Source organism: Stenotrophomonas sp. JAG2 (assembly GCF_041080745.1).
In the GTDB taxonomy this organism is placed as follows: Bacteria; Pseudomonadota; Gammaproteobacteria; order Xanthomonadales; family Xanthomonadaceae; genus Stenotrophomonas; species Stenotrophomonas maltophilia_AA.
The window spans coordinates 16,450-36,103 of sequence record NZ_JBEUMH010000013.1 but is presented as its reverse complement, the minus strand read 5'-3'; the positions used below and the strand labels follow the sequence as shown (position 1 = coordinate 36,103).

Genomic DNA, 19,654 nt, shown 5'->3' with positions numbered 1-19,654 from the left:
CAGATCGTTGCGTCCAACCGATTGCGGTCCTACTTTCCCAACGCTGGCGGGATGGGCGTGAACGCTGCAGAGGGCCGCATCGACATTGGTGTTGTGGATCCAGACACCCTCAAAGGCATACCGCGCGCGCCAGGCCGAAGTGGAAAAGGCGCTAGGCGTCCACCTTCATTTCAAGCGCTCTGCGGAGGTGCGGCTGTAGCGACTCCAAACCGCAAGGCGCCAAACAGGCGTGGATCCGGGTCTTCCCACTGGCAGTAGGACGGCAATGAGCGCACGCAGACCTCCCCGGCCTGCTACCATCCCTGCGCCATAGCCAGCCTTCCCTTGCGCAGTAGTAGCATGGGGCGGCCGTTGTACGACGGCCCCGCGAGCCAGGACACCCCGTGCCCATTCAAGGAAGCTCGCATGCACCCGCGTACCCTCATCCGTTCTGCCACCCTGGCCCTGGCCATTTCCCTCACGCTTGGCGTGCCCGCCGCCTTCGCTGACGCGTCGGCCACCGCATCGGCCACCGCCGCCGCCGTGCAGCGCAAGGCCGTCGCCCAGGGCCTGTACGAGCTCGCCTTCAGCCCCAAGCAGAACGCCGTGTTCGTCGCCTCCTCGGGCGGCTTCGGTGATGCCGCCGGTCCGTCCCAGGTCCTGCGCCTGAACCCGGAAACCCTGGCCGTCGAAACCGCCATCCCGCTGGAGCGCAAGGCGTTCGGTGTGGTGCTGGACGATGCCAACAACCGCCTCTACGTCGGCAACACCGTCGATACCTCGGTCACCGTGGTCGACACCGCCACGAACAAGTCCGTTGGCATCGTGCAGCTGATGGAGAAGAAGGTCGGCAAGGATGGCAAGGCCGCCTACACCCACGATTTGCGCGAGTTGGTCGTCGATGGCGCCAACAACCGTCTGTACGTCACCGGCCACTCGGGTGAGGGCAGCGTGCTGTTCGTGGTGGACACGAAGTCGCTGAAGGTCATCAACACCATTCCGGGCCTGGGCAATGCCAAGGCGCCGGGTCTGGCGCTGGATGCCAAGGCCAAGCGCGTCTACACGTCCAACCTGCTGGCCGAGGTCGTCACTGTCGGCACCGACAGCGGCAAGGTCGAGCAGCGCTTCAAGGTCAGTGCGGAGCAGCCGATGAACATCGCGCTGGACCCGGCCGGCAAGCGCCTGTTCGTGACCGACCAGGGCTCGGAGATGATCCGCAAGTACCAGGGCAGCAGCTCGGGCTTCGAATCGAAGCACCCGGGCCAGCGTGTGCTGGTGCTGGACCGCACCACCGGCAAGGAACTGGCCAGCATCCCGACCGACGCCGGCCCGCTGGGCATCCTGCTGGATGCACCGCGCAAGCGCCTGTATGTGACCAACCGCGATGGCGGCACAGTGACCGCGTACAACAGCGAAACCTACAAGCAGGTGGCGACGTACGCGGTGCCGACGCACCCGAACAGCCTGGCACTGGATGCCAAGAAGAACGTGCTGTACGTGACCGTCAAGAATGGTGACAGCGAGCCGAAGGGCAGCGAAGAGTCAGTTGCTCGGATTGCGCTTTAACAAATAGTAGGGCCGCGCTGCCCGGTGGCCGATAGGCGCCGGGCAGCTTGCGATGGCCAATTGTGGTGATCCCCAAGCTGGCGGTCGCGTTTTTATTCATGCGCCGGGCGATAAATCGTGGTCGACGCCTCGAAACGGTGGTGCACAGTACATCTGCCCGGCACGCGCTATCGCGACAGAGCCCAGCTAACCACTTTGGTGGCGCCGTCGCGTCTGCGCGAATCAGCGGTACGCATCCAATGCAGCAAGGCCGCCCCGGATCGATCTATACAACAACATCGGCCGACCTGCTGCGAAATTTAGGGCTACTCGTCAGAGTCCCTGAGTAACGCTGTGTCCACGGCAGAAATGGTGCCAAACACGACAATAGCTAGTTACTATCGCAAGTCGATCCGCCAATAGGCGGACTAATGACTTGAGAGATAGGAACAGGGATGAACTATTGGTGGGTTAACCAGAATAAGACCTTCAAGATCGCGCTGAACGGAGGCTACTTGTGGTCGCCCAAGCAACGGAGCGACGGCGGCCGGAGTGAGTTCTACGACAACATGACGAAGGTCCAGCCGGGGGACATCGTCTTTTCGTTCGTGGACACTTACATCCAAGCACTCGCTGTTGTTGCGGAGCCACATAAGAGCCGAGACAAGCCTGCGGAGTTCAAGACGGCGGATCCCAATTGGACGGAAAATGGTTGGTACGTAAAGGTCGATTACACCTTGCTGGAGAACAAGGTGCGACCCCGTGATCATATGGCTATCCTGGCTCCCCTGCTGCCTGGCAAGTACTCGCCCCTTCAGTCCAATGGAGATGCGAACCAGGTGTACCTGGCTCATATCTCCCCCTCCTTGGCTAAAGCGCTCCTTTCCCTTATAGGTGAAGAAGGTGACGAGAAGCTCGCCGAGGCAGCAGCAAACGCGATTTGTCAGGACAAGAATCTGACGGTCACGGAGAAGGAGCAGCTGATCAAGGCCCGTAGGGGACAAGGTCTATTCCGCCGCCGCGTGAGCGCAACCGAAGTTCGTTGTCGTGTCACTGGTGTAGACGACGAGCGATTTCTGACGGCGAGTCACATCAAGCCTTGGTCGAAAAGTGACAATGAAGCGCGGCTTGACGGCAACAACGGGCTGATGCTCTCGCCTCACATTGATCGACTGTTCGACAAGGGGTACATCTCCTTCGACGATCTCGGCGCGCTGCTCATTAGCGTCCAACTACCTGCAGAGGTCAAGGACAAGTGGAATCTGGCTAAGGTCGCGGTTGCGAGGTCCCTATCCGAGCAGCAACGGCTCTACATGGCCTATCACCGCAGAGAGATCCTACGGAAATAGTCGCCTGCTGATAGGCGTTGCCAGCGCTGCAGAATTTGAAACGGCTGGAGAGCCGCAAAGCAATCCTCCTTCCAGGCCGCCGTCAATCTCCAATTGGACGGCGGCTGTAGCCTAGCATTGTGGTTCTTCCGCGCTACCGGGATAGGCATTTCACTATTAATGCTAAACCGCAGCCGATCATGCTAGCCGTGGGGCGGATCATGACGCTCTCTATCAACTGCAGAGTGTCCTGCAGCTGGCTGCATACTCGTACGTACGGCACAAGCTATTCACCCACAGGATTCTCTCCATGCTTGTATAAGCGGTTAGCATACGAAGCGGAGCAGATCTCGTTACCCACTTGCCATGTCCGACATCTAATTGAATGATTGCGCCGTGGTATGGTCTCCTGATCATTTAGGGGCTGCGCTACAGTGACCATGGATAGGTCGTCTGCTAGGGGATAGACATGACGGATAAAGTGAAGCGTATTGCAGAATTGTATGAAATTGCTCGGAAATCTCGTGACTTCGAAATATCTCAGCTAGTTCAACGAAACAACTTCTTCATGATCTTTCAGGGAGTGCTCCTCGCGGGCTTGGCACAAGCGAGTGCTTCCGTGACAGCGAAGCCGATCGTCAGCTTCTGCTTGTGTTTGGCAGGGGTGCTTATATCGGTCTTGCAAGTCGGGATGGCCGCAGGTGCTAAATTCTGGCAGGAACGCTGGGAGGACGCAGTTGAGCGCGTCGAAAGGCAGCTGTTGCTCGCGTTGCGAGGCGGAAGCAGTGAATGCAAGGGTGCTTGTTGCAATGGCTCTGAAAGTAATGGAACTACTGCAGAGATAATTGACCTGTATGCTGAAAGCGAGGAAAAGATCAATGAGATCGTAAGGAAGCGGATGGGGAACAAGCGTGTCGCATGGCTGGTGAACAAGCGTTTCTCGACCAGTAGAATTCCTATCTACGCAGCGCTTTCACTTGTTGTTGTTTGGGGGATTTTGCTTGCATGCACGGTAAGTGGTCCACTCTCCGTTCCGTCTTGGATTCGAGGGTTCTAGGCTCTCGGTATGACGTCATTTTTTCTACGGGCACAGGGATAGGCAGCCCCACATCGCTGTAATTTATGGTGCCCCCAATCTGCAAAGCACCAGCGCAACACTTCGGGCGCCTCTACAATTTCTTCGAAGCTCCGGGCTGACCAGCGTGCTCCCGCCGCACGTAATACCCCCGCCCCTCCCCAAACACCACACTCAACGCCGCCACCTTCCCGAACGCATCCCGATGGAACTCAATCTCCAGCCCATCGATATCCGGTGACACGAACCGATTCGGCGACACCGGCAGCACACGTCCATCGCGGTTCGTGCCCGCCACACCCACCCGCACGTCCCCATCAGCCACCTTCACCTGCAGCGCGGGCACATCGAAGATGTCCGCCAACGCGCGGCGCTGCGCCATCGGCACGCTCTTGTCCTGCTCGAACACCCCGACATAGTCCGCATACCGCGGCTCGCGCAGGTCCAGCGCAATCGTGCGTACGGCGGGATTCACCCCACGCCCGATCGCATCGGACAGCGCATTGCGGATCTCCGTCGCCAGCGCGGCGCCATTCTCGCCATTGGTCAGAATCACGAAGCCGTCGCCCGTCTCCAGATACCCCTCGATCCACGCCCGGTAACTGTCGTTGGAGCCGCCATGGTGGAAGATCCGGGTCTGCCCGGCACCGTTCAGGCGCGGGCCAAGGCCGTGCCAGCTCGGCGAGACCTCGGTCATCATGTCGGTCGCGATGGGGTGCGGCAGGAAGTCGCCCTGGCCACGGTAGCTGGCCGTAAGCGCAGCCACGAACGCAGCAAGGTCGTTGGCGCTGGTCCACAGGCCGGAGGCGCCCTGTTCGGGGAACGACTGCCAGCCGCGCGGCAGGGCGGTGAGCTTGCCGTCGCCGTCATGCGCTTTGGCGATGTTGTCGGTGTTGGAGGGTGGATCGGTGAAACGACTGCGCTGCATGTGCAGTGGCTCGAAGACCTGCTTGCGTGCGAGCGTGTCCAGCGGCTGGCCGGTCACATCTTCGAGCACAAGCTGTTCGACCATCACGCCACCGCCGGAGTAATCGCCCCGCTCGCCGGGCGGGTGGATCAGGCGGACGGGTTTGTTTCTGGCCGGGGCGATGCCATCCAGTGTCTGCAGCAGGGTGGGCAGCGGCTCGCCGGGCAGGTAGTCGGCGAAGCCGTGCACGCCCAGCCCGGCGGTCTGCGACATCAGCATGCGCAGGGTCAGCCGCGGCTCCGGAACCGCTGGGGTGGCAGGCACTTTCCAGTTGCGCAGATACGTCGCAATGTCCTGGTCCAGTGCGAGGGTGCCGTCTGCGACCAGTCGCAGCGATGTGGCGGCCGTAACCACCTTGCTGACCGAACCGACCGAGAACAGCGTGTCGGCATTCACGGCAGCCTGGGTGCCCGCCTCGCGTGTGCCGTAGCCGGCGCTGTGCACGAGCTTGCCGTCGCGCAGGACGGCAATCGCAACGCCAGGGACATGGTGCTGGGCCATGCGTTCCTGCAGCGACCAGTGCGGCAGCGCGCCGTCGGCCGGCACCACGGTGGGGCGCACGCCGGAGGTGAGCGCCTTATGGATCGTCGTGTCTTCGCGGTCCGCCGCCGCCGCCGCCGCGGGGCCGGCAAGCAGCAGCATTAGCGCGGCACACACTGACGCACGCAGTACGCCGATCTGAACGCTGCGGGTTCGTGAATGTAGGGGTGCCTGCGGAGTGGATGCGTAAGCCATGCGATACCTCATGAGGGGGCGATGCGCGAAAGACAGGCGTGCGCGTGCACGCCGCAGTGACGGGCTATACGGTGCAGCGAAGGAGGGCATTGCAGGGTGGGTGACGGCCGCGGCGCCATCGCACCGATCAGCGTCACCCGTGGGTAGTGCGGCCGGTCAGCGCCGGCCGGCGACCGCACCACGCTGGGTGAGGTAGTCGCGGACGCGATCGTTGCGCGCCTGGTTCAGCGGCGAGCGCCACTGTCCCCGGTCGGCGACTACGCCCAGGTTGACGTCGGCGCCGTGCTCGACCAGATAAGCGACGGTGTCGACGTCGCCGGAGCGGGCCGCGTTGATCAGCGGGGTTTCGTCGTAGGCGACAATGCGGTTGACGTCGGCCCCGGCGCCGACCAGACGCTCGACCACCGGCAGACGGCCGCGACGTGCCGCAGCGATCAACGGATTGCCATCGCCGCGCGAGGCCAGGTCGGGCTGCGCGCCGAGGACGAGCAGCGCGTCGACCATCGCGAGTTCGCCTTGCTTGGCGGCGATGATCAGCGCGGTGCCGTCGCCACTGACCTGCGTATCCACGGCAACACCCGTCTTGACCAGCTCCTGCACGCGGGAGATGTCTCCAGTGCCGGCAGCGCTGAGCAGCTGCTCGGCCTGCGGCGAGGCGCTACGCGGCGCGGCGGCGGGCGTGTCCTCGACAAGGATGACGGCCTTGCCCAACCGCGGCGTGGCCGCAACAGTGACGCCAACGTGCGCGACCAATGCAATTGCACACAGGGCGCCCCAGCCGAGGCGCGTCGTCCAGCGGGCAGGGCGTGTATCCAGGGTGAGCAGCCCATCGATGCGCTGGCGCAGCCCAGTGCGGGTGGCGGACATGGCCACGGCCAAGGGCACACTGCGATCGCGCTGCTGGATCAGTCCGGCGATGCCCGTCAGCAGGGAGTCGGCATAGCTACGGCCACTACCGCTGCGCAGTGCGGCACGCTCGTCGCACGCCATCTCGCGGGCGAGATCCAGGCGGCGGCCCAGCAGGCGCAGGAGCGGGCTCCACCAGTACACGGCGAGCAGTGCGCGCTGTGCGGCGCAGATCCACAGATCGTGCCGACGGATATGCGCGGCTTCATGCAGCAGCAGATCGCGCAGCGCGGCCGGCGGCAGGGTCGATGCCATCGTGGTCGGCACCAGAATGCGCGGCGACCACAGGCCGACCACCATCGGGCCGGGGGCACGGTCGGACAGCGCAATGCCGGCACCGGACGGCAGCTCCCCGCGCAGCAGTGACTCCAACGCGGGCGCAGGCCGCGCGCTGCGATGCAGGCGACGCGCCTGCCAGGCGCCTTGGCCCAGTCGGCCCAGCCCCCACAGCGTGCCGAGCAGCCAGATCACCACGACGCCGTGCAGCAGGGTCGGTGTGGTGGTGGAGGTAGTCATCGCGTGGGCAACGTCGGCCGGTTTCGGCGCGATAACCTGCACCGCGCTGTTCGCGGCGGGCGGCGACACGGTCTGCTGCGCGACGGAAATCGGCGTCGGCGCACTGCGCGGCAGCAGGACCAGCAGCGGTGACGCCGCCGCCAGCACGAAGGCCGCGCACAACGCCCAGGAGCGCGCTTCCGCACTGAGCCGGCTTCGCCCCAGCACGAGTGCGGCCAGTGCGAACAGCAGGGCGCTGTGCCAGAGGTGTTGCACGGCCATCGTCGCCAGGGCCTGGGTCCAATGCACGGTCATTTGGGCGTCCTCGAGGGAGATGCGTCATCCACGCGCTGCTGCAGGGCCTTGAGCTCGTCAGCGTCCATGTCGTGCTCATCGATCAGGTGCTGGGCCAGCACGCTGGGCGAATCGTTGAAGAAGGATTTGAGCAGATTCTCCAGCGCCTGCCTGCGCGCGTCGCTGCGGGTGATGGCGGCGCTGTAGATGAAGGCGCGCCCCTCGCTGCGATGGTGGACCAGTCCCTTCTTGTCCAGCACCTTGAACATGGTCAGCACGGTCGTATACGCGACCGGCTTCTTCCTGGACAGCTCATCGGTGACCTCACGCACGGACGCCTCCTTCTTCTTCCAGAGCACCTCCAGGATGCGGCGTTCGGCGTCGGTCAGGGCGGGCGAGACGGGGCGGGCCATGGCTGTCTACTGGTTCGTTAGTTGATGGCCGCATCGTGCGCCCGCCGGATCGGCGGTGTCAACTATGTAATTAGTAATGGATCGCTGGCAGCCCTCTACGGGTCTGCGTGGCGACGCAGCAGCGCACAGCTGGCACACCGTTCGGTCAACGGGATCTGCCGTAGTGCGGTGCTCAATGCCGCGCGGGACGCGGGGTGTGCACCGAGCCCATGCAGCAGCAACGTGATGGCGAGCCCGCAACAGGCTCCGTCGGGCGGGATGGGCGCCGCGCGGGTGGCAACGTCCGGCGTGATCTCATGACAGTCCATGTACCGGTTCCCAGCGTCGACGATGCCCCACCGCGACTATGGTCGGGCGCCGTCTCAGAAGCTGAGATCGCGCCGCGTCATCCCGTCGTCGTTTCGCTGAACCCATCGGCGGATGTCAGTCAGGCCTGTGCACGTCACGTCAGTGATGCCGCGGAATCGTTCACGGCCCGCGCAACCTCCGCTGCCTAGGATCGCTTCTTCCTTCCCCATCGCTCCAAGGAGTTCCCATGGCTGCTTCCCGCGTTCGCCTGCACGTTGAAGATTCCGGTGGCACCGGCCGCCCGGTGGTGCTGATCCACGGCTGGCCGCTCTCGGCCGAATCGTGGAAGGCGCAGGTTCCCGCGCTGCGCGATGCGGGCTACCGCGTGGTGGCCTATGACCGCCGGGGCTTCGGGCGCTCGGACAAGCCCGCCGATGGCTACGAGTACGACACGCTCGCTGATGATCTGGCCGGTGTGATCGAGGATCTGGACCTGAAGGATGCCACCCTGGTCGGCTTCTCGATGGGCGGTGGTGAAGTGGCGCGCTATGTCGCCAAACATGGCGAATCGCGCCTGCACAGCGTGGTGTTCGCGTCGGCGGTGCCCCCGTACATGCTCAAGACCAGCGACAACCGCGAGGGCCCGCTGACGAAGAAAAAAGCCGATGAAATGCGCGCGGGCCTGGAGAAGGATCGCGATACGTTCTTCGATGGCTTCACCAAGGATTTCTTCAGCGCCAACGGCGAGCTGAAGGTGAGCGAGGAAGCACGCCAGGCCGCGATCACGCTCTGCAGTCAGTCCGACCAGACCGCGGCGCTGGGCTGCATGAAGGCGTTCGGCACGACCGACTTCCGTAGCGACCTGAAGAAAGTCACGGTGCCGACCCTCGTCCTGCACGGCGACAGCGACGGCACGGTGCCGTTCGAAGGCTCGGGCAAGCGCACGCATGAGGCCATCGCGGGCAGTGAGGTGGTGGTGCTGAAGGATGCGCCGCACGGGTGCAATGCCAGCCATGCCGAGGCATTCAACACGGCGCTGCTGGACTTCCTGAAGAAGTAAGTCGCAGAACGTCCGCAGATAGCGCCCGGCACGTTGCGATCACGTGTCGGGCGTTCTTGTAAGCTGCACTCGCTGAGCGGAAATGCAGCGATAATCCAGTCGAGACCGCACATGGCCCAGTCCCAGACACCGCCCTGGAAGAAGCCCAGTCCCAATGGGAGGAAAAAGTCGCAGCCGCTCTCCCAGGCACAGAAGGATGCGGCCCGTCAGCGCGCCGAGGAAAACGGGCGACGCTATCCCAATCTGGTCGACAACATGTGGGCGGCCAAACTGCCCCGCGGCAGTTGAGCGACACCTGCCTCAGCGCTTGACCGCAAGCACCCCATCCATCGCCAGCTCGGCCTTGAAGCCCGCCTTTTCCAAACGCTTGGCGACCTCGCGCGGCACGTCGCGGCCGCTGGTCAGCTTGTTCGGCGCACCGGTGTAATGGAACATCCGGCCGCCTTTGCGGATGACGCGCGCGAGCTGGTCGTAGAACACCTGTGAATACAGCTCGCCGGCAATGCCGAAACGCGGCGGGTCATGCAGGATCGCGTCGACCGAGGCGCTCTCCAGCCCTTCGATCTCCTGCGACACATCGCCTTGGCTCAGTGACAGCCGGCCGCCGCTGCTCTCCGCCTCCGGATCCGGCGACCACGGGTTGAGCGTGCGCAGCCACAGCACGTCCGGATTCTTCTCGAAGGAGCGGATGCGGGCGACGCCGCCTTCCAGGCAGCATGCGGCGAAATAGCCCAGGCCGCCGCAGGTATCGAGCACGGTCTTGCCGGCCGGGGCGATCAGCGCGACCTTGCGGCGGGCATCCTCGAACGGAGACACCTGCGCGCTCGGCAGCATCTTGATGCCGTCGATCTCGAAGGTCGGCGCGTCCCAGTCGGTCGGCACCAGCTTTATCAGTGCCGACCCGAAGCGCGAGATCGCCAGGAACTCCTCGCCGTCCCAGTAGTAAAGGGTGCGGTCCTTGGTCTTGCCGGGATAGGCATAGGTCTCGCCTTCCCACTGCCAGTGGTCGGCCGCCAGCAGGGCGGTGCCGGTGGAGCGGCCGAGGTCGAGCGAGCCCGTCCATTCCCCGGTCCCGGCATCGCGGGCGCGGGTCAGGGTCTCGGCAAGCGGGCGGGTCAGCAGGGGGCCGGTGTAATGGGGCACGGGATCGGGCCGGGGCGCGGGCGCCAGGCGGTCTGTCAGTCAGGGGTGGGCATCGTACCTGAGAAGGCCGTCGCGGGCCCTGGTGCACTCCCCCAAGGCGGGAATCCGACCCTTCCGTGCGCGTGTGTCCGAGGCGCTGGCAGGGAGTGCGCTGATCGTAGCGGGCCGGGGACTTTGGATACTTGGGTCATGTCCTACGACCACCTTCTCTGGCCCACCGGTACGGCGTACTTCTTCAGTGCGCACCTGCGCGATCGCAGCAGCAGCCTGCTGGTGGAGCAGGCACAGGTCCTGCGGCTGGCGTTCCGGGTGGCGCAGCAGGCGAGGCCGTTCCGGATCAACGCGATCGTGGTGCTGCCGGATCACCTGCATGGGGTTTGGACGCTGCCGGAGGGCGACGAGGAGGGCCATCGTCGCTGGTCGCAGATCCAAGCGATCTTCGACCGCCAGCTGCCGGTGGCCGAGCCGCGCCTGCAGCTGCGCCGGGATCGCAGTCTGCGGCCGCTGTGGCACAACGGTTTCCGCGAGCATCGGATCGTGGACGCCGACGACCTGCAGCGGCATGTGGCCTATGTCCACCACAACCCGGTCAAGCACGGGCATGTGCGCGATGCGACGCAGTGGCCGTACAGCTCGATCCATCGCGGTCGCCGTGATCCGGAGACGCCATGTTGAAGTACGGGGAGGGGATGCCCGCCTGTGTAGGCCTGCGGGTGGGGCGGTGTCGGGGATGGGTGTTGCGGGCCGGGCTACCGGTGCGGGCGGGCGGTGATCGCTGCCTGCCGCCGGTGGTCCGGCGGGTGGGAGTATCCAACGCGGAGGGTCAGGGGCATTTCACCGGGAACACCGGGCCGGCGCCGATCAGGACCAGGGCCATGTAGTCGCTGTCCTTGGCCTTGCCCTTGAGCGTGGCACCCGGATTGAACTTGAAGATGCCGAAGCCGCCACCGGGGCGGACCAGCGCTTTGTCGATCTGATCCGCATCGTCGCGGAAGAACTGTGCGATCTCGGCGCGGCTGGATTCCTGCAGCGGCGTGGCGTCGCGCTGCCATTGCTCATCGCGGTGGAAGGACACGTAGTACTGGCCGCTCTGCTGCTCGATGCGGAACTCGGCCGGCTTGCGCGCGTGGGTGGCATAGCAGCCCAGCATCGGATCGGAGGAGAAGACGCCGGCGCTGTTGTCTTCGCCGCAGCCGGCCAGCAGGAGCGGGGACAGGAGGAGCAGGCTGGGCAACAAGCGCATGGCGGATCCTGACGGCGGGTGGTGAGGGCATTGTAGGCACCGCGCGGCGCAAGCCCGTGTAAAGCCGGTCGGGTCTGTCGATCCGAAAGCTGCTCCTCAGATGGCAACTTCCGTCAGCGCCTACTTCGTCCTGCCCGGCGCATCTCTGATGAAGCAGTCTGCCAGCGGGACCACGCCCGCGCTTCCATCGAGCTCAGGAAGAGGTGCATCCGGCATGTACTCGTGACTGCGGTGGCAGCCCCAGCCTGAGCTGTTGCCGACCATGAGAGCTTCTCCGTCTCTCATGGGCTCCATGCCTGATGTTGCGCAGAGCGCCTCATGGTAGGCCCGGGTTTCTGCGCGCTGGTCGTGGAAGTCATACCGCAGATATCCATCGGCAGTGACTTGCAAACGCTGCTGGACCGGCACCGTGCCGCCATTCTGATCCGGCCAGCAGCTCGTGCGTATGACGATGCGGTGGCCGTCGGCGGTGAACTCGATGCTGTCATGAGGCACCTGGGCATGAAGCGCTGACGAAAATGGCAACGTGGTCAGGAAAAGCACGAAGGGGGGGCGCATGACGAACTCGATGTGGGGGCCGGCAGAAGCGCCCAGCTTCCACGCTCCGGTATCTTCCGGCTGTGCGCTACCTCTGGCTTCCGCGCTCCCACCTGTTGGCATTGCTCATCGAATCCGTTCGTCCACTCAGCTTGGTCAATGACCATGGCAGCGGGATGTCGTGCTGACCAAGGCGTGGCCGGTGCTCGGCATGGCGCAACGAAAGGGTGTACGTTGTTGGTGAACTCCACGAGACATGCGCGTGCAAGAAGAAAAAACCAACCCTGCTCGCTCCATGGCACGGATTGAATCGCGTAGCCAGCGACTCCCGCTGCTCGGCCTCGTCAGTTTCCTCGGCCTCCCCATCGGGGCCTTCGCCGCACACATCGCCACCGCCGCCAATCACGGTGTCACCGCGGGCGCCAGCACCACCGGCGTGTCCATCGGCGTACTCGCCTCGGCCGCGGTGGGCCTCATCGCCACCGTCGGCTCGCGCGTGCGCCAGGAACGGTGGCCGTGGCTGGGCATCATCGGCGCGGTGCTCAGTGCAGCACCGCTGGTGCTGTTCCTGGTCGGGATGATGTTCAAGCACTGAGCCGTGCGCTCAGTGCCGGTGCCGCCGCCACGCATTCCACACATGGGTGCTGGCCAGCAGCAGGCTGCCGACCACGGTCATCGGGGTCTCGGCCTCGTGGCTAGGCCAGCCCAGGGCGCCGGCGAGCAGCAACAACAGCCCTGCCGCCGCGCCGGCCATCGCCCACGCGGGCAGCGGGTGCTGGCGGTGCGCGCGCCACAGCGCGAAGCCGGTCAGGGGCGCGGCGATCGCCACGAACAGGGCATGCACCCACTCGGCTTCGGCCCACACGCCCATCAGCGGGAGCATCGCCGCGAGCAGCGGCAGGGCCAGGCAGTGCAGCAGGCACAGGCCGGACAGCGCGATGGCGCCGGCATCCAACAGGGCAGAGGATCGCTTCATGGGGCGTAGGGGTCCTGGTCCGTTAATGTTATATAGTAACAATTCATTCCCCGTCCTGACCTGCTCCGCCATGACTGCCTCTCCTGCCCTTCGTGATTCCCGCCTGCCGGTGACGGTGCTGTCCGGCTTCCTCGGCGCCGGCAAGACCACTCTGCTCAATCAGCTGCTGCGCAACCGCGAGGGCCGCCGGGTGGCGGTGATCGTCAACGACATGAGCGAGATCAATGTCGACGCGCAGCTGGTCCGCGACGGCGGCGCTGCGCTGAGCCGCACCGAGGAGACGCTGGTGGAGTTCAGCAACGGCTGCATCTGCTGCACGCTGCGCGATGACCTGCTGCAGGAGGTGCGCCGGCTCGCGGCCGAGGGCCGCTACGACTACCTGTTGATCGAGTCGACCGGAATCGCCGAGCCGATGCCGGTCGCGGCGACCTTCTCGGTGCGCGATGAAGAGGGCTTCAGCCTCAGTGACATCGCGCGGCTGGACACGCTGGTGACGGTGGTCGACGGTGCGCGGTTCCTGCACGACTTCGGCTCCAGCGATCGGCTGATCGACCGCGGCCAGCAGGCTGGTGAAGACGACGACCGCGGTGTGGTCAACCTGCTTGCCGAGCAGATCGAGTTCGCCAACGTGATCGTGGTGAGCAAGTGCGATCTGATCGACGACGACAGGCTGCAGTCCACGCTGGCCGTACTGCGTGCGATGAACCGCGATGCGCGGCTGGTCCTGGCCGAACACGGCAACGTGCCGCTGCACGAGGTGCTTGATACCGGCCGCTACGACTTCGTCAAAGCGCAGCTGGCGCCGGGCTGGATGCAGGCGCTGCGCGGCCAGCACACGCCGGAGACCGAGGAATACGGCATCACCAGTTTCGTCTACCGCTCGCGCCGGCCGTTCCATCCGCAGCCTTTCGCACAGCTGCTCGACACCGGGCTGGGCAGCGTGATCCGCAGCAAGGGCTTTTTCTGGCTGGCCAACCGCATGGACTCGGTGGGGGAGCTCTCCAGCGTCGGTGCGGCGACGCAGACCTCGGTCGCGGGGTTCTGGTACGCCTCGCGCGAGCGCATGGAGGCCGGGCTGGACAACACCGCGCCGACGCTGCCGCCCACGCGCGTGCCGTATACCGACATGGGCTGGGCCCGCCAGCAGGCGGGCTGCTGGACCGCGCCAATGCCCAGCGTCGAGCAGGTCGGCGATGCCGGTGAGTACCAGGCCATGCGCAGGCTGTGGCATCCCTGGTGGGGCGACCGCCGCCAGGAGCTGGCGGTGATCGGGGTGGCGATGGACGAGCACGCGGTCCGCGCCGAGCTGGATGCCTGCCTGCTCAACGATGAGGAACTGCGCGCCGGGCCGCTGCTGTGGCAGCTGCTGCCGGATGCGTTTCCGGCGTGGGCACGGGCCTGACCGCCGGCGTTACACCGGGGTCAGCCGCCATCCCTCATCGGCCGCGTGCAGCGTGTGGGTCAGCCCGACCGCGTCCAGCAGCGCGCTATCGTGCGAGACGATCATCAGCGTGCCGGTGTACTGGTTGAGCATCTGCTCAAGTGCGGTCAGCGAGGGCAGGTCGAGGTGATTGCCCGGCTCGTCCAGCAACAGCAGCTGCGGCGGCGTCTGCGCGTACAGCACCGAGGCCAGTGCGGCCTTCAACCGCTCGCCACCGCTGAGCGTGGCCAACGGCCGCAGGCTGCGCTCGGCATCGAGCCCGAGCAGCGCCAACTGCGTGCGCAACGTGCCTTCGCTGGCTAGCGGATGCGCACGCTGCAGCAGTGACAGCGCCGAGGCATCGCCCGGCAGCATCGTCAGCGACTGGTCGAGCAGGGCGACGCTGGCCGCCACCTCCACATGCCCCGACACCGGCGCCAGCGCGCCGGCCAACAACCGCAGCAGCGTCGATTTGCCGCTGCCGTTGCGGCCCTGCACGCCGATCCGCTGCCCACGCTGCAGGGTGAGATCGAGCGTCTTCCACGGCGCCTGCACCCAAGGCAGCCCGGCAGCGACGAGCTCGGCCACGCGCTGTGGGCCCGGCTGGCGGATCACCGGGGCAAGCAGGGCGATTTCGATGTCCTGCTCCACCTCGCCGGCGGCCTCGCGCACGCGCGCATCCAGTTCGGTACGGCGCTCGCTCTGCTGCGCCTGCCAGCGGCCCGCGCTGTGCTCGCTGCGGTTCTTCATGCCACCGAGCAGGATCGGTGCCTGGTTGGCGGTGCGTGCATCGCGTGTCGCCCGCGCCTGGCGGTGTTCCATCCGTTCGCGCTGGTCGCGCATCTCGTTCTGCTGCTGGCGGCGCTCGCGTTTACGCAGGGCAAGCTGCGCGTCCGTGCTGCGGCGTTCGTCCTGCTTCTGCGCGGCGTAGAGCGCGTAGTTGCCGCCGTAGTGACGGAGTCCGGCCGGTGACAGCTCCACGATGCGCGCCATGCTGTTCAACAAGGCACGGTCGTGGCTGATCACGATCAGGCCGCCGTGCCAGCGCTGCAGCGCCGCGATGAGGCGCTCGCGATGCGCGGCGTCGAGATGGTTGCTGGGCTCATCCAGGATCAGGCCCTCGGCCCCGGAGAGGAACGCGCCGGCCAGCGCCACCTGCACCGCCTGGCCACCGCTGAGCGTGGCGGCCGGCAGCAGGGGATCCAGCGCTGGCAGGCCCACCAGGTACCACTGCGCCTGCAGCTGTTCGCGCAGGTCCCAGCGCTCCCCGACGCAGGTGAAGTCGTCCGGGTCGACGCTGCCGGCCTCGATGCGATGCAGTGCATCGAGCACCGGGCCGACACCGGCCAGATCGGCGATGCGACCTGCGGGCACGCCGCTGTGCTGCGCGAGCAGGTGCACGGGGCCACTGCGCTGGATGCGGCCGGACGTGGGTGTGAGATCCCCGCTGAGCAGGCGGGCGAGCACGCTTTTGCCCACGCCGTTGCGCCCGACCAGGCCGGTCGGGGTGCCGTCGAACGCGGCGGACAGTTCGGAAAACAGGACCCGGCCGTCGGGCAGGGTATGCGTCACGCGATCGAGCGTGAGGGCGAATGCGGTCATGCGACCTCCATGGATGCCAAGGACTCCCCTCCTGCAGGACAGGCGGGTGGAGACAGGCCGTCAGACGACGGCGGCATCAATGGCGCATGTAGGCCTACCTCGGCAACAAAGGCGACTGGCTGTCCCGCGGCCAGTATAAAACCGCCCGACGGCCGGGCGATGAACGCGGCCTGCTCAGCAGCTCACCCCGGTCAGCCGCGCGCTGATGAAATCGATGAAGACGCGCAGCTTGGGCAGCACATGGCGGCCCGAGGGCCACAGCAGGTAGAAGCTGCCGCAGGCGTGGATGCGGTTGGCCAGCACCCGCTGCAGGCGGCCATCGGCCAGCGCGTCGCGCACCGAGTGCTCGGGAAGGTAAGCAATGCCACGCCCGGCCAAGGCGAAAGCAAGCCGCGCCTCGATCGTATTGCTGACCATTGAGATCGGCAGGACCAGCGGCGCGGCGCCCGGGGTCTGCGGTAGCGGCCAACACTCCAGCTTGCCGCTGCTGGGAAAGCGGTAGTGCAGGCAGTCGTGCAGCAGCAGGTCCTCGGGCAGGCGCGGGGTGCCGCGGCGGGCCAGGTAATCCGGCGAGGCCACCAGATAGCGTGGGAATTCGCCCAGCTGCCGCGCGCTCAGGCGCGAGTCGGCCGGCTCGCTGACCCGCAGCACGGCGTCAAAGCCTTCCTCGATCACATCGACCAGGCGGTCATCGAAATCCAGCTCCAGCCGGATGCCCGGGTAAGCGGCCATGAACTCGGTCAGCAGCGGCAGCGAGATGTCGCCGACCAGCGGCAGGCTGACCCGCAGCACGCCGGTCGGCGCCTCGGTCTGCTGGACCAGTTCGTCGCGGGCGGCATCGCGCTCGTCGAGGATGCGCCGGCAGCGCACCAGGAAGCGCTCGCCCTCGGCGGTGAGGGTGACGCTGCGGGTGCTGCGATGGAACAGCCGCACGCCCAGCGCCTGCTCCAGCCGCGACACGGTCTTGCCGGCGGCCGAGGCGGAGATGCCGAGCACGCGGCCGGTCTCGACGAAGCTGCGGGTATCGGCCACCTGCACGAAGGTCTGCAGATTGCCGAGGTTGTCCAAGGCTGACATGGGCGGCCACAGAGGAGGGAAGCGGCCACTCTAGCGGCCATCGGGGTGCGCAGGAGCACGGGCGCACGCATCGGCCCGCAACACTGCGGTGCGCCGTTGGCGGGTTCGGGCGCAGGACCTTGCAGGGCGGGCACCTTGCCGATTGCCGCCACCGCAGTCCGGAATGTGCGGAGCGCCGCCCCGCTGTTTCCCCGGCCGCGCAGCGCCTACGGTGGCGCTCCCCTCCTTCCGGCCGCTTCCCATGTCTGCTCGCCACGCCCCTGCCTCGCTCTCCGCCCCCCGTACCGCTGCGTGCACGGTGGCCTCCCCATGAGCGGGCATGCGCTCGATCCCACCGCCGTCCCCGTGGCCGACGCCGCCACCCGGTTGCCGCTCGGCGGCCTGCTGGCGCTGGCCTGCGCGGGCTTCATCACCATCCTCACCGAGGCACTGCCGGCCGGGCTGCTGTCGCCGATGAGCGCCGATCTCGGCGTCAGCCGCGCGCTGGTGGGACAACTGGTCACGATCTACGCGCTGGGCTCGCTGGTCGCGGCACTGCCGATGACCGCGCTGACCCGGCGCTGGCCGCGGCGTCCGCTGCTGCTCACCGCGATCGCCGGCTTCGTGGTGGTCAACACGATCACCGCGATGAGCCACCACTACGGGGTGATGCTGGTCGCGCGTTTCTGCGCCGGGATCAGCGCCGGCCTGCTGTGGTCGCTGGTGGCCGGCTATGCCAGCCGCATGGTGGTGCCGCAGCTGCAGGGCCGGGCGATCGCGGTGGCGATGGTGGGTACACCGCTGGCGCTGTCACTGGGCATTCCGGCCGGCACCCTGCTGGGCCAGACCATCGGCTGGCGCTGGGCGTTCGCGCTGATGTCGATCCTCAGCGTGGGCCTGCTGGTGTGGGCGCGGTTGGCCTTGCCGCCGCTGCCGGCGCCGGGCGCGGCGGCACAGCAGCCACTGGGCAGCGTGCTGCGCCTGCGCGGCATGCGCACCGCGTTGCTGACGATGTTCCTGTACGTGCTGGCGCACAACGTGCTCTACACCTACATCGAACCGTTCGCGGCGTTGTCCGGCGCGGCCGCATGGCTGGATCGCCTGCTGCTGGTGTTCGGCGTGGCCGCGCTGGGCGGCATCTGGATCACCGGCCTGCTGGTGGACCGCTGGCTGCGCGAACTGGTGATCGCGAGCACGGTGGCCTTTGCGCTCTCGGCGGTGGCGTTTGGCCTGTGGCCCGGTTCGACGTGGGTGCTGGTGGCCGGCACGGTGGTGTGGGGTATTTCCTTCGGTGGCGTCGCCACCCAGTTCCAGACGGCCGTGGCACGCCGCGCCGACGAGGCCGGTGACATCGCGCAGTCGTTCGTGGTGACGGGTTGGAACCTGGCGATTGCGCTGGCCGGCATCCTTGGCGGCGTGATGCTGGAAACCGTCGGTGAACGCTGGCTGCCGGCAATCCTGCTGGTGCTGCTGCTGGCCACGCTGGTCGTGGTGCTGCGCCAGCCGCGGGCATGGGAACCGATCGCGCACTGAGCCCAGCCGCCGCACACGGCAAGGTGGGCCGCGATACCCGGCGCTATGCTGGGGGCGGGTATCGCGATGGGAGCAGCGGGTGCGCAAGGGAGTTCTTCGAAGTGCTGTGCTGGCACTGCTGTGCCTGGCCGGCATCGCCCACGCGGCGGCGCCGGATCGGCGCATCGCGCTGACCATCGACGATCTGCCTTGGCAGCGTCTGGACGAACGCGCCGAGCCCGAGCTTGCTGCCCGCCATGCGCAGCTGATCGCGGCCCTGAAGCACGCGGACGTGCCGGTGGTGGGCTTCGTCAACGAGGTCAAGCTGGAGGTGGATGGCCGGATACAGCCGGCACGCGTGCAGATGCTGCGCGACTGGCGCGATGCCGGGTTCGAGCTCGGCAACCACACCTTCGGCCATGTCGATCTGCATGCGATCGGGCTGGCCGCGTATGAGCAGGACATCCTGCGCGGTGAAGCGACGTTGCGCCCGCTGCTGGCCGAGACCGGACAGGCACCGCGCTGGTTCCGGCATCCCTATCTGCGGGCCGGGCAGTCGCCGCAGGAACGTGCCGCGCTCGGTGTGTTCCTGCAGCAGCACGGGTATCGGGTGGCGCCGGTTACGGTCGACAACAGCGAGTGGATCTGGGCGTTCGCCTACGACCACGTGCGCGATACCGAGACCGATCCCATCGCGCGCGAGGCACGCCTGCGCCAGCTGCGCCGTGGCTATGTGCCGTACATGCTCAACAAGCTGGATTACTACGAGCAGCAGGGCCAGCAGCTGCTGGGCCGGCTCCCGGCGCAGGTGTGGTTGATCCACGCCAACGCGCTCAGCGCCGATTGCGTGGAGGAACTGGTCGCGGCCACCCGTCGGCGCGGCTATCGCTTCGTCTCGCTGGAGGCCGCTCTGCAGGACCCGGCCTACCAGCATGCCGACGGCTACAACGGTGCCGGCGGCATCAGCTGGATCCAGCGCTGGGCCATGGCCGAGAACAGGCCCAAGGCCTTTTACGCGGGCGAACCCCAGGTCCCCGCGTGGGTGATGACGCTGGCCGGGCTTGATGCGGAGTAGGGAGG

Annotated in this window: 19 protein-coding genes; 10 read left to right on the top strand and 9 right to left on the bottom strand. The window is 66.5% G+C overall.

Going from position 1 to position 19,654, the window contains the following annotated elements:
- Positions 1–405 precede the first annotated feature (405 nt).
- From AB9O74_RS15725 to AB9O74_RS15715, 3 genes are all read left to right on the top strand, one after another.
- A complete protein-coding gene (locus tag AB9O74_RS15725; RefSeq protein ID WP_369349883.1) occupies positions 406–1,545 on the top strand; it encodes a YncE family protein in 1,140 nt (379 codons plus the stop codon).
- Between the two features lie 434 nt (positions 1,546–1,979).
- A complete protein-coding gene (locus AB9O74_RS15720) occupies positions 1,980–2,873 on the top strand; it encodes an HNH endonuclease (protein WP_369349882.1) in 894 nt (297 codons plus the stop codon).
- A gap of 448 nt (positions 2,874–3,321) precedes the next feature.
- Entirely contained in the window at positions 3,322–3,909 is a 588-nt protein-coding gene (locus AB9O74_RS15715; RefSeq protein WP_346491786.1) for a hypothetical protein, read from the top strand.
- Between the two features lie 112 nt (positions 3,910–4,021).
- Here the strand turns inward: AB9O74_RS15715 and AB9O74_RS15710 are convergent, their stop codons facing one another.
- The 3 genes from AB9O74_RS15710 to AB9O74_RS15700 form a co-directional block, all read right to left on the bottom strand.
- Entirely contained in the window at positions 4,022–5,536 is a 1,515-nt protein-coding gene (locus AB9O74_RS15710) for a serine hydrolase domain-containing protein (RefSeq protein WP_369349881.1), read from the bottom strand.
- 249 nt (positions 5,537–5,785) lie between these two features.
- The gene (locus AB9O74_RS15705; RefSeq protein ID WP_369349880.1) at positions 5,786–7,345 is read right to left on the bottom strand and encodes a M56 family metallopeptidase; all 1,560 of its coding nucleotides are present in this window, start codon (positions 7,343–7,345) and stop codon (positions 5,786–5,788) included.
- Positions 7,342–7,737 carry a BlaI/MecI/CopY family transcriptional regulator gene (locus tag AB9O74_RS15700; protein ID WP_369349879.1) on the bottom strand — a complete coding sequence of 132 codons (396 nt, stop codon included), beginning with the start codon at positions 7,735–7,737 and terminating at the stop codon, positions 7,342–7,344. Before AB9O74_RS15700 ends, AB9O74_RS15705 begins: the two co-directional genes overlap by 4 nt.
- Positions 7,738–8,272: 535 nt before the next feature.
- Between AB9O74_RS15700 and AB9O74_RS15695 the strand changes: the two genes are divergently transcribed.
- Both AB9O74_RS15695 and AB9O74_RS15690 read left to right on the top strand, forming a co-directional pair.
- Complete coding sequence (locus AB9O74_RS15695) at positions 8,273–9,085, top strand: alpha/beta fold hydrolase (protein ID WP_369349878.1); 813 nt, start codon at positions 8,273–8,275, stop codon at positions 9,083–9,085.
- Between the two features lie 111 nt (positions 9,086–9,196).
- A complete protein-coding gene (locus AB9O74_RS15690; protein ID WP_369349877.1) occupies positions 9,197–9,373 on the top strand; it encodes a hypothetical protein in 177 nt (58 codons plus the stop codon).
- A gap of 12 nt (positions 9,374–9,385) precedes the next feature.
- Here the strand turns inward: AB9O74_RS15690 and AB9O74_RS15685 are convergent, their stop codons facing one another.
- On the bottom strand, positions 9,386–10,228 hold the full coding sequence (locus AB9O74_RS15685; protein WP_369349876.1) for an MnmC family methyltransferase: 843 nt from the start codon (positions 10,226–10,228) through the stop codon (positions 9,386–9,388).
- Between the two features lie 189 nt (positions 10,229–10,417).
- On the opposite strand from AB9O74_RS15685, the gene AB9O74_RS15680 reads away from it, so the two are divergent.
- On the top strand, positions 10,418–10,903 hold the full coding sequence (locus AB9O74_RS15680; protein ID WP_176990480.1) for a transposase: 486 nt from the start codon (positions 10,418–10,420) through the stop codon (positions 10,901–10,903).
- A 148-nt stretch (positions 10,904–11,051) separates the two neighbouring features.
- Here AB9O74_RS15680 and AB9O74_RS15675 read toward each other — a convergent pair whose 3' ends face one another.
- Positions 11,052–11,471, bottom strand: coding sequence for a hypothetical protein (locus tag AB9O74_RS15675; RefSeq protein WP_369349875.1), 420 nt, complete (start codon positions 11,469–11,471; stop codon positions 11,052–11,054).
- A gap of 120 nt (positions 11,472–11,591) precedes the next feature.
- Positions 11,592–12,029: a hypothetical protein gene (locus tag AB9O74_RS15670; protein ID WP_369349874.1), complete on the bottom strand. Its 438-nt coding sequence runs from the start codon at positions 12,027–12,029 to the stop codon at positions 11,592–11,594.
- A gap of 274 nt (positions 12,030–12,303) precedes the next feature.
- On the opposite strand from AB9O74_RS15670, the gene AB9O74_RS15665 reads away from it, so the two are divergent.
- Entirely contained in the window at positions 12,304–12,603 is a 300-nt protein-coding gene (locus AB9O74_RS15665) for a hypothetical protein (RefSeq protein ID WP_176990477.1), read from the top strand.
- Between the two features lie 9 nt (positions 12,604–12,612).
- Here the strand turns inward: AB9O74_RS15665 and AB9O74_RS15660 are convergent, their stop codons facing one another.
- Positions 12,613–12,984: a MerC domain-containing protein gene (locus AB9O74_RS15660; protein WP_176990476.1), complete on the bottom strand. Its 372-nt coding sequence runs from the start codon at positions 12,982–12,984 to the stop codon at positions 12,613–12,615.
- 70 nt (positions 12,985–13,054) lie between these two features.
- Here AB9O74_RS15660 and AB9O74_RS15655 point away from each other — a divergent pair, with 70 nt between their 5' ends.
- On the top strand, positions 13,055–14,386 hold the full coding sequence (locus AB9O74_RS15655) for a GTP-binding protein (protein ID WP_369349873.1): 1,332 nt from the start codon (positions 13,055–13,057) through the stop codon (positions 14,384–14,386).
- A gap of 9 nt (positions 14,387–14,395) precedes the next feature.
- Here AB9O74_RS15655 and AB9O74_RS15650 read toward each other — a convergent pair whose 3' ends face one another.
- Both AB9O74_RS15650 and AB9O74_RS15645 read right to left on the bottom strand, forming a co-directional pair.
- On the bottom strand, positions 14,396–16,006 hold the full coding sequence (locus AB9O74_RS15650; RefSeq protein ID WP_369349872.1) for an ABC-F family ATP-binding cassette domain-containing protein: 1,611 nt from the start codon (positions 16,004–16,006) through the stop codon (positions 14,396–14,398).
- 174 nt (positions 16,007–16,180) lie between these two features.
- Positions 16,181–17,083 carry a LysR family transcriptional regulator gene (locus AB9O74_RS15645; RefSeq protein ID WP_346479354.1) on the bottom strand — a complete coding sequence of 301 codons (903 nt, stop codon included), beginning with the start codon at positions 17,081–17,083 and terminating at the stop codon, positions 16,181–16,183.
- Between the two features lie 309 nt (positions 17,084–17,392).
- Between AB9O74_RS15645 and AB9O74_RS15640 the strand changes: the two genes are divergently transcribed.
- The gene (locus AB9O74_RS15640) at positions 17,393–18,595 is read left to right on the top strand and encodes an MFS transporter (RefSeq protein ID WP_369349871.1); all 1,203 of its coding nucleotides are present in this window, start codon (positions 17,393–17,395) and stop codon (positions 18,593–18,595) included.
- A gap of 106 nt (positions 18,596–18,701) precedes the next feature.
- Positions 18,702–19,649, top strand: a complete 948-nt coding sequence (locus tag AB9O74_RS15635; protein ID WP_346489219.1) for a polysaccharide deacetylase family protein — start codon at positions 18,702–18,704, stop codon at positions 19,647–19,649.
- The last annotated feature ends 5 nt before the right edge of the window (positions 19,650–19,654 follow it).